The organism is Stenotrophomonas sp. 86428_Sma, assembly GCF_056481585.1.
The window spans coordinates 253,270-266,579 of sequence record NZ_CM151156.1 but is presented as its reverse complement, the minus strand read 5'-3'; the positions used below and the strand labels follow the sequence as shown (position 1 = coordinate 266,579).

11 protein-coding genes and 1 riboswitch are annotated in these 13,310 nt (G+C 66.7%); of the genes, 4 read left to right on the top strand and 7 right to left on the bottom strand.

What is annotated here, in order from left to right; translation table 11 throughout:
- Nucleotides 1-11 precede the first annotated feature (11 nt).
- Complete coding sequence (locus ACZK3J_RS01130; protein ID WP_478476302.1) at nt 12-1,859, bottom strand: RpoH suppressor; 1,848 nt, start codon at nt 1,857-1,859, stop codon at nt 12-14.
- A gap of 154 nt (nt 1,860-2,013) precedes the next feature.
- A riboswitch (cobalamin riboswitch) is annotated at nt 2,014-2,228 on the top strand.
- 161 nt (nt 2,229-2,389) lie between these two features.
- Here ACZK3J_RS01130 and ACZK3J_RS01125 point away from each other — a divergent pair.
- On the top strand, nt 2,390-3,076 hold the full coding sequence (locus ACZK3J_RS01125) for an epoxyqueuosine reductase QueH (RefSeq protein WP_080291760.1): 687 nt from the start codon (nt 2,390-2,392) through the stop codon (nt 3,074-3,076).
- A gap of 55 nt (nt 3,077-3,131) precedes the next feature.
- The gene (pncA, locus tag ACZK3J_RS01120) at nt 3,132-3,758 is read left to right on the top strand and encodes a bifunctional nicotinamidase/pyrazinamidase (RefSeq protein ID WP_134952187.1); all 627 of its coding nucleotides are present in this window, start codon (nt 3,132-3,134) and stop codon (nt 3,756-3,758) included.
- A 287-nt stretch (nt 3,759-4,045) separates the two neighbouring features.
- Here the strand turns inward: pncA and purU are convergent, their stop codons facing one another.
- The gene (gene purU, locus ACZK3J_RS01115; protein WP_032128205.1) at nt 4,046-4,897 is read right to left on the bottom strand and encodes a formyltetrahydrofolate deformylase; all 852 of its coding nucleotides are present in this window, start codon (nt 4,895-4,897) and stop codon (nt 4,046-4,048) included.
- Between the two features lie 114 nt (nt 4,898-5,011).
- On the opposite strand from purU, the gene ACZK3J_RS01110 reads away from it, so the two are divergent.
- Complete coding sequence (locus ACZK3J_RS01110) at nt 5,012-5,923, top strand: LysR family transcriptional regulator (RefSeq protein ID WP_149909492.1); 912 nt, start codon at nt 5,012-5,014, stop codon at nt 5,921-5,923.
- A 3-nt stretch (nt 5,924-5,926) separates the two neighbouring features.
- On the opposite strand, the gene ACZK3J_RS01105 is transcribed toward ACZK3J_RS01110, so the two are convergent.
- The 3 genes from ACZK3J_RS01105 to ACZK3J_RS01095 form a co-directional block, all read right to left on the bottom strand.
- Entirely contained in the window at nt 5,927-7,027 is a 1,101-nt protein-coding gene (locus tag ACZK3J_RS01105) for an NADH:flavin oxidoreductase/NADH oxidase (protein WP_180838045.1), read from the bottom strand.
- Nucleotides 7,028-7,140: 113 nt separating this feature from the next.
- Entirely contained in the window at nt 7,141-7,947 is an 807-nt protein-coding gene (locus ACZK3J_RS01100; RefSeq protein ID WP_478476301.1) for an NAD-dependent protein deacetylase, read from the bottom strand.
- 55 nt (nt 7,948-8,002) lie between these two features.
- Entirely contained in the window at nt 8,003-8,404 is a 402-nt protein-coding gene (locus ACZK3J_RS01095) for an acyl-CoA thioesterase (RefSeq protein WP_004153688.1), read from the bottom strand.
- A 152-nt stretch (nt 8,405-8,556) separates the two neighbouring features.
- Between ACZK3J_RS01095 and ACZK3J_RS01090 the strand changes: the two genes are divergently transcribed.
- Nucleotides 8,557-9,192, top strand: a complete 636-nt coding sequence (locus tag ACZK3J_RS01090; RefSeq protein ID WP_032128209.1) for a LysE family translocator — start codon at nt 8,557-8,559, stop codon at nt 9,190-9,192.
- 191 nt (nt 9,193-9,383) lie between these two features.
- Here ACZK3J_RS01090 and ACZK3J_RS01085 read toward each other — a convergent pair whose 3' ends face one another.
- Nucleotides 9,384-10,403: a ribonucleotide-diphosphate reductase subunit beta gene (locus ACZK3J_RS01085; protein WP_004153683.1), complete on the bottom strand. Its 1,020-nt coding sequence runs from the start codon at nt 10,401-10,403 to the stop codon at nt 9,384-9,386.
- 127 nt (nt 10,404-10,530) lie between these two features.
- Nucleotides 10,531-12,933, bottom strand: a complete 2,403-nt coding sequence (locus ACZK3J_RS01080) for a ribonucleoside-diphosphate reductase subunit alpha (protein WP_032128210.1) — start codon at nt 12,931-12,933, stop codon at nt 10,531-10,533.
- Nucleotides 12,934-13,310 lie beyond the last annotated feature (377 nt).

The window sequence follows — 13,310 nt, the reverse complement described above, 5'->3', positions numbered from 1 at the left end:
CGCGGCGGAGATCAGTAGATCGGCGTCACCTTCATCTGCGGCAGCGGGCGCGGTGCGCCGTCGGTGAGGTCCGGGCCGAGGTCCTCCCAGGTACGTCCCTGCTCGACCATCAGCCCCCACAACTGCTGCGATGCCAGCCGCTTGTCTTCCGAGCCCAGCTTGTACGACGGTGGCGTCGGCTGGCCACTGGCAACCATCGAGTACGCTGCGCGGTAGGCCAGCACTTGTTGCGCCGGGTCGTCGGTGCGCGCCACTTCCAGCGAGTAGCGCTGGTAGGCCGAGGCCAGGTTGCGCCAGCGGATCCAATAGTGGTTCTCGAACGAGAACGAACAGAAGCGCGCACCGGCCAGGCTGCCCTTGTCGGCGATGCGGGTCAGCACGTCCTGCGGCATGTCCAGGTTCATGCCGCCCTCGTCGCCCTGCAGGCTGACGTGCACGATGCGGTCGCGGTAGCCCGGGGCACGCGCCTGCAGCAGGTCGCGCCAGTTCTGCATGGTCGCCACCACCGCGAACAGGAAGCGGCCCAGCTCGGCGGCCGCTAACGGCGTGGCGATCGACTGGTAGGTACGCTGCCAGCCGTGGCGGTTCTCGGTGGGCAGGAACACGGCGTGTTCCAGCGCCTGACGGCCACTGCTGCCGTGGCTCACGTCTTCGGCGTGCTGCGGGTAGACCAGATTGATGGCGAAGGTTGGCCAGCGCGGCAACGCGGCATCGAACAGGTGGATCGGGAAGTTGCTGCTGATGCCACCATCGGAGAACCAGCAGATGCGGAACGCGGTGATCACCGGTCCGCAGGTCTGCCCGGCACTGGTCAGCCCTTCCATGCTGTCGGCCACGTTGTGCTCCTGGTCGGCCGCAGGTGCGGTCGGTTCGCAGCGACGCTCGCGGCGCGAGGGCTCATGCAACGGCACCGCGCTGATAAGCAGCGGGAAGCTCAGGCTCATGCGCGTGGCCACCAGCACCGGCAGCTTCGGGCCCTGCGGCAGGTGGTAGTACCGGCGCCCTTCCACCTCCAGTGGCGGGCCGGCCTGCGTCACCAGCCACTGCACCACGCTGGCCGGGAACAGCTGCTCGAACTCCTCGCGCAGGAACCAGAACTGCGCGCCGCCCAGCGGCAACGTGCGCGGCTCGTTGTGCGACACACAGGTGGTGATCATCTGCAGGCTGATCGCATGCGGGCTGTCCGGCTCGCCGGCATAGCGCGGCGCATCGTGCAGATCGGCGAACGTGAGCGGTGCATCCAGCGGCTTGCCGGACAGCTGCTGCAGGCATTCATGCAGCCACTCGGTCAACGCCGGCGTGCGTGCATCGCGGCCCAGGCCGCTGCACAGGCCCAGCAGGTTACGGCGCGCCACCCGCGCTACCCGCAGCGCGGCACCGGCCACGCCGGCACCGTACGCGCACAGCAGTGATGGCAGCAGCGTGGCGGCCACGCCGCTCCAGCCACCGCCCCACCAGCCCAGGCCGAGCAGCAGCGACAGCGACACCAGCACTTCCAGCGGCGCGATCTCGAATACCGCGATGGCCAGGCACAGCAGTTTGTGCGGCAGGCGGGCATTGCCGGTCAGCACCACCAGCAGCCGATACGCTGCACGAGCGCCTCGCGCCGGCTGGAACAGGCTGTAGATGAAGCCACGCCGCGACAGCTGCGCCGACACCGCCGACAGCCCGCCGTAGCCTGCATCGCCGGGCAGGTGTTCACCCGCCTGCTGGCGACGATCACCGCACGCCGCCGCGGCCGCCACCGCCGCGGCAATGGCGCCGGCCGAGGTGCCGCCGATGCTCTTGAATCGATACTCGCGCGCCAGCGCCAGTACCGCATTGGGGTACACGATGCCGCTGGTGATGCCGCCTTTCATGACCAGATCGCAGTACTTCGCCGCCACGAGCCACCTCCCGTCTGTCGGTGCCCAGTATGGCAAGAGGCGCTCTCACAGCCTGAGAAGCGAGCCACAGCCCTGCGCTTTCATTGGCCCTTGACCATTGGCCTCGACGCGTCCACCGTGGGCATGCCGAAGGTATCCTTGCCGTGGCATTGATGGCGGCAGGGATTTAAACGGGAATCCGGTGAAGGCGCTTCGCGCGCCCATTCCGGAGCTGCCCCGCAGCGGTGAATGGAAACGAATCCTGCCAACAGCACTGGGCTCACGCCTGGGAAGCGGCGGGTAGTAGGTGGGCTGCGGCCCGTGTCCATCAGCCCGAATACCGGCCCCGGCCGGGGGACACGACCGTCCCCTGACTCGACCTGGAATCTCCGCGGGGAGGTTGCCGGGGCCGTCGTTGTCCTGCGCGTGCAGGCGGTGCGGCCGCGTGCGTCCTGTTCACGGTTTCCGGCCAGACCTGTTCACCCACGCGCTGATGCATGGGCCACCGCCGTTGCCGGCGGTCCATGCGGTACCTGACGATGACCGAGCTCCAACGCCCCACCCTGTCCCTGCCCGAAAACGGCCAGCGCCTGCTGCTGCACTCGTGCTGCGCACCCTGCTCCGGCGAAGTGATGGAGGCGATCACCGCCTCCGGGATCGACTACGCGATCTTCTTCTACAACCCCAACATTCATCCGGTGAAGGAGTACGAGCTGCGCAAGCAGGAGAACATCCGCTTCGCCGAACAGCACGACATCCCGTTCATCGACTGCGACTACGACACCGACAACTGGTTCAGCCGTGCGCGCGGCATGGAGAACGAGCCCGAACGCGGCATCCGCTGCACGATGTGCTTCGACATGCGTTTCGAGCGCACTGCGCTGTATGCGCACGAACACGGTTACGACACCATCAGTTCGTCGCTGGGCATCTCGCGCTGGAAGAACATGGCGCAGATCAACGACTGCGGCATCCGTGCCGCGTCGCGCTATGAAGGCCTGCAGTACTGGGACTACAACTGGCGCAAGGGCGGCGGTGCCAGCCGCATGATCGAGATCAGCAAGCGCGAGCAGTTCTACCAGCAGGAATACTGCGGCTGCGTGTACTCGCTGCGCGATGCCAACCGTCACCGCCGCGAGAATGGCCGCGAAAGGATCAAGATCGGCCTGCTGTACTACGGGCAGGACGCTGAGACGCCGCAGGGCGATTGACGTGTGGGCATGGGGCGGCCACGCTGGTCGCCCCTTCTGCTGTACCGGAACTGCCATGACCGCCCTGCCCGCCGATGTCGCCCTGCTGGTGATCGACCTGCAGCCGGACTTCATGCCCGGTGGCGCGCTGGCCTGCGACCAGGGCGATGCGCTGGTGGCACCGATCGCCGATCTGCTGGCACAGCGCCGCTACCGCACCGTGGTGGCAACACAGGACTGGCACCCGGCCGACCATGCCTCGTTCGCCAGCCAGCACCCCGGCCAACGCCCCTTCGAGACCATCCTGCTGCACGCGCAGCCGCAGACCCTGTGGCCGGACCACTGCGTGCAGGGCAGCGCCGGTGCCGCGCTGCATCCGGGCGTGGACTGGACCGTGGCCAACCTGATTCTGCGCAAGGGCACGCGCCAACAGGTGGATTCATACAGCGCCTTCCGCGAGAACCATGGCCCCGATGGCGAGCGCCCGGCCACCGGCCTGGCCGGCTGGCTGCACGAACGCCGCATCCGCGAAGTGCACGTATGCGGCCTGGCCCGCGACTACTGCGTGCTGTGGAGCGCGCAGGACGCAGTGAAGTCCGGCTTCCGGGTGAAGTTCCTGTGGGAGCTGACCAAGCCGGTGACCGACGCCAACGACGCGATGGTGCGTGAAGCGCTGGGCAAGGCGGGGATTTCGATCGCCTGAGGCGTGACCGCCGGGCATGGCCCGGCGCTACCGCGCACGTCGCTTATGCCGCTTGCGCGCTCCTGCCCACGACAACACAATCGATTCATCCAGCCCCCTAACTACGCCCCCCTACAGATCGCGGGACGGCCGAACCGGGGGCTTTTCATTGGATGAAATCAGGATTCGGTAGTGCCGGCCGCTGGCCGGCAACCTCGGGATCTCTGCAGTTGCCGGCCAGCGGCCGGCACTACCGGATAGCACCCGTGGTAGCGCCGGGCCATGCCCGGCGGACGCGGGATGGGCGATTACCGGAACACCACCGTTCGGTGCCCGTTGAGCAGGATGCGGTGCTCCACATGGCGCCGAACGGCGCGGGCCAGCACCAGCGATTCGGTATCGCTGCCCAGCCGCACCAGCTCGCGCGGCGCCATCGCGTGGTCCACGCGGGCCACGTCCTGTTCGATGATCGGGCCTTCGTCCAGATCCTCGGTGACGTAGTGCGCGGTGGCGCCGATGATCTTGACCCCGCGCGCGTGCGCCTGGTGGTACGGCTGCGCGCCCTTGAAGCTGGGCAGGAAGCTGTGGTGGATGTTGATCGCACGGCCGGCCAGCGCGCGGCACAGCGTGGGTGACAGGATCTGCATGTAGCGCGCCAGCACCACCAGGTCGATGCGCTCGCGCTCGACCAGGTCGATGATCTGCTGCTCCTGCACCGCACGCGTATCGGCGGTCACCGGCAGGTGGTGGAACGGAACCTGGTAGGACGCGGCCAATGGCGCGAAGTCGGCGTGGTTGGACGCTACTGCGGCAATGTCCACCTTCAGCTGGCCGCTGTGGGCACGGAACAGCAGGTCGTTGAGGCAGTGCCCTTGCTTGCTGACCAGCACCAGCAGGCGTGCGCGGCGGCGACCATCATGCAGCTGCCAGTCCATGCCGAAGCCGGCGGCGAGCGTGGCCATGGCGGCGTGCACGGTCTCCAGCGGCAGGCCGGCATCGCGATCGAAATGCACGCGCAGGAAGAAGCGGCCGCTCTCCTCGTCGCCGAACTGCTGGGCGTCGAGAATGTTGCAGCCGTGGTCGAACAGCAGGCCGGATACGCGGTAGACGATGCCGGTACGGTCGGGGCAGGACAGGGTGAGGATGGAATCGGGGCGCATCGCCCGAGTGTAGGGCAGCAGCCTGTCCTCGGGATCGATGGTCACCGATGCAACCGACCTGCTTGGTTCAGTCCCAAGCGATACTTGGGTTTCTCCATGGCAAGCTGGTCGGTCATGAACCTGTTGCAACTGATCCGCAGCTTCACCCGCACCGCAGAGACCGGCAGCATTGCCGCCGCGGCCCGCATCCTTGGCATCAGCGCCACCGCAGTCGGCCAGAACATCAACCGGCTGGAGGCGCATCTGGGCGTACGGTTGCTGAACCGAAGTACGCGGCAGCTGGCGCTCAGCGAGGCCGGCGCGCTGTACCTGGCGCAGGTGCGCCACATCGAAGCCGACCTGGCGCGTGCACAGGCGATGGTCACCTCTGGTGACATCGAACCGGCCGGACCACTACGCATCGCCAGCAGCAGCGCGTTCGGTCGCCACGTACTTGCCCCCTTGCTGCCTTCGCTGCAGCAGCGCTACCCGCAACTGCAGCTGGAGCTGCGCCTGACTGACCGCGCCGTGCAGCACGGCCCGGAAGCGGTGGATGCCAGCATCCGCATCGGTGCACAGCTGGAGGACGGGGTCGTCGCACGGCAGCTGGCGCGCGTGCCGTTCGTGTTCTGTGCCTCGCCGGCCTATCTGAAGGCACACGGCACCCCGCAGCAGCCATCCGACCTGGGCGGCCATCGCGGGCTGCTGCATCGCTTCCCCACCGATGGCCGGCCGCTGCGCTGGGGCCTGCTGAAGGAGGGCCAGCGCGTGGACGCCGCGCTGCCGCCGAGCATGGTCTGCGATGACATCGATGCGCTGGCGACGCTGGCCGCAGCCGGTGCCGGCATCACCCGGCTGGCCGCATTCGTGGCAGAGCCGTACCTGCGCGATGGCCGCCTGCAGGCAGTGTTCGGCGCCGACACTGCATGGCGCCCGGAGCCGATGGAGGTCTATTTCTGCGTCAGCGACCGCCGCGATTTCACTGCCAAGATCCGCGCACTGTTCGAGCACCTGCAGGCCGGCATAGCGCCGGCCTGGCGGGTGTGAGCCTCAGCGCGCCTTGAACACGCCGCGCGCATCGCGCGGCTCGCAGCGCAGGTACTGCGGCGCCGGTTCCACGCTGTCGCGCAATGCGGCGGCGGCATGCCACGGCCAGCGCGGGTCGTAGAGGATGCCGCGCGCCAGGGCTACCGCATCGGCGTGGCGATGGCGCAGGATCGATTCGGCCTGCTCCGGTTCGGTGATCATGCCCACGGCGATGACCGGCATGCGCACCTTGGCCTTGATCGCCGCTGCGAACGGCACCTGATAGCCCGGGCCGACGGTGATCTTCTGGCGCTCGTCCAGGCCACCGCTGGAGACATGCAGGAAGTTGCAGCCGCGCGCGTCCATCACCTGCGCCAGCGCTTCGCTCTGCACCAGATCCCAGCCGCCATCGACCCAGTCGCTGGCGGAGATGCGCACGCCCACCGCGACCTTGTCGGACACTGCCGCACGCACAGCATCGAACACCTCCACCAGCAGGCGCAGGCGGTTCGGCAGCGAGCCACCGTAGCCATCGGTGCGGCGGTTGCTCAGCGGCGACAGGAACTGGTGCAGCAGATAACCGTGCGCGGCATGCAGCTCGATCAGCTCGAAGCCCAGGCGCTCGGCGCGCACCGCACTGGCGGCGAAGGCGGCGATGACCTCGGCGATGCCGGCCTCGTCCAGTTCCTGCGGTGCCGGATCGGCGGCATGGAACGGCAGCGGCGACGGCGCCACGGTGGCCCAGCCACGCGCATCGTCGGCCGGCAACTGGCCACCACCGTCCCACGGACGCCTCACCGAGGCCTTGCGGCCGGCATGGCCCAGCTGGACGCCCAGCGGCATCGGCGACCAGCGGCGGACGCTGGCCAGCACCTGCGCCAGTGCGGCCTCGGTGCCGTCATCCCACAGGCCCAGGTCGGCCCAGCTGATGCGGCCGCGCGGTTCGACCGCGGTGGCTTCCAGGATCAGCAGGCCGGCACCGGACTGCGCCAGGTTGCCCAGATGCATGGCGTGCCAGTCGCTGGCGCGGCCATCTTCGGCGGAGTACTGGCACATCGGCGCGATGACGATGCGGTTGGACAGGGTCAGGGGGCCGAACGAGATCGGCGAAAACAGCTGGCTCAAGACGGTGATGAACGACGTAGGGGGTGCGTATTGCACCGCCGCACGGCCTGCGAATCAACCGTCTGGATGGATCGCTGTTTCGCGGTGGGCGTGCAGCCGAGCGTGTGCTCGGCTCAGGACGAAGCCCACGCGGCCAGCGCCTCGGCGCAGTCCCGTTCATCCTTGAACTGCAGCAGGTCGTCGGCGCGGGTGCGGCCACGGTTCAACGCCGCCACCGGCAGCCCTGCCCTGGCCGCCGCCTGCACGAAGCGGAAGCCGGAATAGACCATCAGCGATGAACCCACCACCAGCACGGCGTCGGCCTGCTGCAGGTGCTCCTGCACCGCCTGCACGCGCTCCCGCGGCACGTTTTCGCCGAAGAACACCACATCCGGCTTCAACACGCTGCCGCAATGCGGGCACTCGGGCACCACGAACGCGGAGAAATCGGTCTCCAGATCGGCATCACCATCGGGCGCGATGCCTGCCTCCAGCGCGTCCCAGCCGGGATTGGCGTCCAGCAGGCGCTGCTGGAAGTCTTCACGATCGCTGCGACGCTCACAGCCCATGCAGCGCACCAGATCCAGGCGGCCATGCAGGTCGATCACGTTGTGGCTGCCGGCACGCTGGTGCAGGCCGTCCACGTTCTGGGTCAGCAGCACCTGCAGCTTGCCTCGGCTTTCCAGCGCGGCCAGGGCCTGGTGGGTGCCGTTGGGCCGGGCCAGGCCGAAGCGCGGCCAGCCGAGCAGGCTGCGCGCCCAGTAGCGCTGGCGGGTGGCCGCCTCGCCCATGAAGGCCTGGTAGGTCACCGGCGGCGTGCGTTTCCACTGGCCGTCGGCATCCCGGTAATCGGGAATGCCCGAGGCGGTGCTGCAGCCGGCGCCGGTCAGCACGAACAGGCGCTGGGCAGGGTCGATGAAGTCGGTCAGTGGCAGGGTCATGGCTGCCAGATGGGGGCGCGGTGGCGCCCCCGCAAGCGCCGGTCCGTTGGCCGGGTCAGGCCGCCGGCAGCGGCGGTACCGCGATCGGGTGGCCTTCCTCGTCCAGCGCGATCATCACGAAGTGGCCGCGGGTGCACAGCTTGCGCTCGCCGCTGTGCAGGTCTTCGGCGACCAGTTCCACCTCCACCTTCATCGAGCTGCGGCCGACTTCGACGATGCGGCCGATGGTTTCCACCATCTGGCCGATGCGGATCGGCAGCTTGAAGTCGACCTGGTCGCTGCGCGCGGTCACCACGGTGCGGCGCGAGTAACGGGCGGCGGCCAGGAAGGCGGCCTTGTCCATCCACGCCAGCGCCTGGCCACCGAACAGGGTGCCAAGGTGGTTGGTGTGGTTGGGAAAGACGATTTCGGCCATGCGCACTTCGGTGGGCGGCACGGTCTCGGGGATGGGGGTCATGGGGGGGCTTCGGTGTGGGGTGCTGCGGATTCTAAGCGACCGGCGTGATGGCCATCGGAATGCACGTGCAACGGTCACCCGGCAGCGGTGCCTGCGCAGGCCGCGCCTGCGGCAGGCGTTACACTGCGCCACGCCCACTGCCAGGACCGCCCATGCCCGCCACTTCTGACCTGCTGGCCTTCGCGCTGGTTTCACTGGCCATGGTGCTCACGCCCGGGCCGAACATGATCTACCTGATCTCACGCTCGATCTGCCAGGGGCCGATGGCAGGCCTGATCTCGCTGGGCGGGGTGGCGCTGGGCTTCGTGTTCTACATGCTGTGTGCGGCACTGGGCATCACCGCCCTGCTGATGACCGTGCCGTTCGCCTACGACGCGCTGCGCATCGGCGGCGCGCTGTACCTGCTGTACCTGGCCTGGCAGGCGCTCAAGCCCGGTGGCCGCTCGCCGTTCGCGGTGCGCGAACTGCCGCAGGACAGCCCGCGCAAACTGTTCACGATGGGCTTCCTGACCAACCTGCTGAACCCGAAAGTGGCGGTGATGTACCTGTCGCTGCTGCCGCAGTTCCTGCATCCGGACGGCGAGGGCAGTGTGCTGATGCAGTCGATCGTGCTGGGCTCCACCCAGATCGCGGTGAGTGTGACCGTGAACGGCATGATTGCGCTGACCGCTGGCAGCATCGCCGGTTTCCTGGCCGCGCGCCCGACCTGGCAGGTGGTGCAGCGCTGGCTGATGGGCACGGTGCTGGCCGGGCTGGCGGTACGCATGGCGGTGGAAGGGCGACGCTGATTGTAGAGTCGAGCTTGCTCGACCGCTTTGCGCGAACGGCAGTCGAGCAAGCTCGACTCTACAAAGGCCCGCGTGCAGCATGACGGCCGGTAGCACCAGGCAGGCTCCGCCGGGCATGGCCCGGCGCTACCAACAAAAAACCCCCCGGCGTTGGCCGGGGTTTTTCGTTGCGACAGATCTGACCGGTTCGATCAGAAGTTCATGTCGAAGGCGACTTCGCCCTGCACGCCGACCTGGTAGGCCGAGACGCGGCGTTCGAAGAAGTTGGTCAGCTCCTGCACGTCCTGCAGTTCCATGAACGGCAGCGGGTTGCGCACGTTGTACTTCTTTTCCATGCCCAGCTTGGCGAAGTGCTGGTCGGCGCAGTGCTGCAGGTACTGGCGCATGTCACGGGTCGAGATGCCGGCCACGCCACCGGACAGCACGTCCTCGGCGAACTGCACTTCGCATTCGATGGCTTCGGCCAGCATGTCGTAGACCTGCTGCTTCATCTCTTCGTCAAACAGGTCCGGTTCTTCCTCACGCACCACGCGCACCGACTCGAACGCGAACTCCATGTGCGCGCTCTCGTCGCGGAACACCCAGTTGGTGCCCGAGGCCAGGCCCGGCAGCAGGCCGCGCGAACGGAAGTAGTACACGTAGGCGAAGGCAGCAAAGAAGAACAGGCCTTCGATGCACGCAGCGAAGCAGATCTGGTTGAGCAGGAACTGGCGGCGCTCGGCACGGGTCTCGATGCGCTTCAGGTCCTGGATCGAGTCGATCCACTTGAAGCAGAAATCGGCCTTCTTCTTGATCGAGTCGATGTTCTCCACCGCGGCGAACGCTTTGACGCGCTCTTCCGGATCCGGCAGGTAGTTGTCGAGCAGGGTCAGGTAGAACTGCACGTGCAGCGCTTCTTCATACAGCTGGCGCGACAGGTACATGCGCGCTTCCGGCGCATTCAAGTGCTGGTACAGGTTCAGCACCAGGTTGTTGGACACGATCGAGTCGCCGGTGGCGAAGAACGCGACCAGGCGGTGGATCAGATGGCGCTCACCCGGCGACATCTTGCTGTGCAGGTCGGTGATGTCGATCTGGAAGTTGATCTCTTCCACCGTCCAGGTGTTCTTGATCGCGTTCCGGTACATGTCATAGAACTGCGGGTAGCGCATCGGGCGCAGGGTCAGTTCAAAACCGGGATCGAGCAGCATCTGCTTGGGCTTGTCGGCCATGGGTGTTTCCTTGTCTTCTCGGGTCAAAACGCCGGGCATGGCCCGGCGCTACCTTGGTGTTTTCTGCAGTCGAGCATGGCTCGACTCTACAAAGGGGTGTGCCGGCCAAAGGCCGGCACGGCCGCTTTTACTGGCAGGCCTCGCAGGCTTCCGGGTTTTCCAGCGAGCAGGCGATGGCTTCGTCCGGGCTGAACACCTTGGCCGGGGCTGCGCTGCTCACCGTGGTCTTGGCGATCTTGGTGGCCGGGCGCGAACGCAGGTAGTAGGTGGTCTTGATGCCCTGCTTCCAGGCGTACATGTACATGGAGGACATCGCGCCGATGTTCGGGCTTTCCATGAACAGGTTGAGCGAGGCCGACTGGTCGATGAAGGCACCACGCTCGGCGGCCATGTCGATCAGCGAACGCATCGGCAGTTCCCACGCGGTGCGGTAGACCTCGCGCAGCGTTTCCGGAATCTGTGCCACGCCGGCGATGGAGCCTTCGGCCAGCTTGATGGCATCGCGCATGTCGGCGGTCCACAGGCCCAGCTTCTTCAGCTCGTTCACCAGGTAGCGGTTGACCTGCAGGAAGTCACCGGACAGGGTCTCGCGCTTGAACAGGTTGGACACCTGCGGCTCGACGCACTCGTAGCAGCCGGCGATCGAGGCGATGGTGGCGGTCGGTGCAATCGCGATCATCAGCGAGTTGCGCAGGCCATGCTCCTTGATGCGGGCACGCAGGGCATCCCAGCGCGCGGTGTCTTCCGGCACCACGTTCCAGGCGTCGAACTGCAGTTCGCCACCGGCGGCGCGGGTGTCGTTGAACGACGGGTGCTTGCCGCGTTCCTGGGCCAGCTCGCAGGAGGTTTCCAGCGCGTGGAAGTAGATCGCTTCGGCGATCTTCTTCGACAGGGCGCGGGCTTCGGCGCTGTCGAACGGCAGGCGCTTGCGGAAGAAAACGTCCTGCAGGCCCATGCAACCCAGGCCGACCGGACGCCAGCGCAGGTTGGCGCGGCGGGCGGTTTCGATCGGGTAGAAGTTCAGGTCGATGACGCGATCGAGCTGGCGCACGGCCAGGCGCACGGTCTCGGCCAGCTTCTCGAAGTCGAACTCGTTGTGCTCGTCGAAGTGGTTGCCCAGGTTGATCGAACCCAGGTTGCACACCGCGGTTTCATCGTTGGAGGTGACTTCCAGGATTTCCGTGCACAGGTTGGACAGGTGGATCACGTTGCCCGGACGCAGGGTCTGGTTGCTGGCGCGGTTGCACTTGTCCTTGAAGGTCATCCAGCCGTTGCCGGTCTCGGCCAGCGTACGCATCATGCGGGCGTACAGCTTGCGCGCGGAGATGGTGCGGTTGGCCTTGCCCTGGGCTTCGGCCTGCAGGTAGGCCTGCTCGAAGGCTTCGCCGAACAGGTCGGTGAACTCCGGCACGACGCGCGGATCGAACAGCGACCATTCCTGGTCGGCTTCGACGCGCTTCATGAACAGGTCCGGCACCCAGTTGGCCAGGTTCAGGTTGTGCGCACGGCGGGCTTCGTCACCGGTGTTGTCACGCAGTTCGAGGAAGTCCTCGACGTCGGCGTGCCAGGTCTCCAGGTACACGCAGGCCGCTCCCTTGCGCTTGCCGCCCTGGTTCACCGCGGCCACGGACGAATCCATGGTCTTCAGCCACGGCACGATGCCGTTGGAGTGGCCGTTGGTCGACTTGATCAGCGAACCACGCGAACGCACACGGGTGTAGCTGACGCCGATGCCGCCGGAGAACTTCGACAGCTGGGCGATGTCGCCGTACTTGGAATAGATCGACTCCAGCGAGTCCTGCGGCGAATCCAGCAGGAAGCACGAGGACAGCTGCTCGTGGGTGGTGCCGGAATTGAACAGGGTCGGGCTGGACGGCAGGTAGTCCAGGTTGCCCATGCGCTTGTACAGCGCCAGGGTCTCGGACACATCCTCGCTCAGCGCGCTGGCAATGCGCAGGAAGAACTGCTGCGGGGTCTCGATCACCTTGCGGGTGTGCGGATGGCGCAGCAGGTAACGGTCGTACAGGGTACGCAGGCCGAAGTAATCGAAGTTCAGGTCCAGCGAGATGTCGATGGCATCGTTGAGCTTGCGCGCGTTGGTCTGCACGAAGTTCAGCAGGCGATCGTTGATCAGGCCGACTTCATGGCCACGGCTGACCGACTGCGAGAAGGCATAGATTTCCTGGCCCGAGACTTCCTTGGCGATGTAGTTGGCCAGCAGGCGCGCAGCCAGGCGGCCGTACTCGGGCTCTTCACCGATCAGCAGGGCGGCGGTGCGGATGGACAGTTCGTCCAGCTCGCGGGTGGTGGCGCCGTTGTACAGGCCGGAAATGGTGCGGGTGGCCACGCGCATCGGATCGACGGCGTGCAGGCCTTCGGAGGAACGCTGCACCGCGCGCACGATCTTGTTCAGGTCCACCAGTTCGGTCGTGCCATTGCGCTTGGTCACACTCATCGCGTTGGCCGTCGGCGGCGACGTCAACAGGAATTCGCTTTCCTTCTCGATGGTGGCGCTGGATTCGGTGGTCACGGCGTGTGTCCTCTTGGCGTGATTGGTGGGTGCTCGATGCATCGGGTGACGCAGCCCGGGACATGACAGCCCAGGATGGCAGGACGGCGTCGCAGGGGATGAGACCCTGCGCCTGCCACTGCCGTTGACGATCGCGGATGGATACCCCGGGCACCCCCTGGAATTGGGGTTGCTGCGACCGACGGCCACAAGATAGTGGGGGTAATGGGGTCCGTCAACGCCAAATGTAGTGAAATTCGGCAATCCCTTGCGCCGCAAGGATCGTGCCATCGGCGCCCGGATCAGACGCTTCAGACCTGCCGGAACGGGCTGCGCAGTCAAGCCCGAAAGGCGTCATCACGGTGGTACAACGCACCGCGAAAACGGAACAATGACAG

Coding starts and splice junctions, on each gene's coding strand:
- ACZK3J_RS01130 (WP_478476302.1), bottom strand. CDS start 1,859: ATGAAAGGCGGCATCACCAGCGGCATCGTGTACCCCAATGCGGTACTG.
- ACZK3J_RS01125 (WP_080291760.1), top strand. CDS start 2,390: ATGCGGTACCTGACGATGACCGAGCTCCAACGCCCCACCCTGTCCCTG.
- pncA (WP_134952187.1), top strand. CDS start 3,132: ATGACCGCCCTGCCCGCCGATGTCGCCCTGCTGGTGATCGACCTGCAG.
- purU (WP_032128205.1), bottom strand. CDS start 4,897: ATGCGCCCCGATTCCATCCTCACCCTGTCCTGCCCCGACCGTACCGGC.
- ACZK3J_RS01110 (WP_149909492.1), top strand. CDS start 5,012: ATGAACCTGTTGCAACTGATCCGCAGCTTCACCCGCACCGCAGAGACC.
- ACZK3J_RS01100 (WP_478476301.1), bottom strand. CDS start 7,947: ATGACCCTGCCACTGACCGACTTCATCGACCCTGCCCAGCGCCTGTTC.
- ACZK3J_RS01095 (WP_004153688.1), bottom strand. CDS start 8,404: ATGACCCCCATCCCCGAGACCGTGCCGCCCACCGAAGTGCGCATGGCC.
- ACZK3J_RS01090 (WP_032128209.1), top strand. CDS start 8,557: ATGCCCGCCACTTCTGACCTGCTGGCCTTCGCGCTGGTTTCACTGGCC.
- ACZK3J_RS01085 (WP_004153683.1), bottom strand. CDS start 10,403: ATGGCCGACAAGCCCAAGCAGATGCTGCTCGATCCCGGTTTTGAACTG.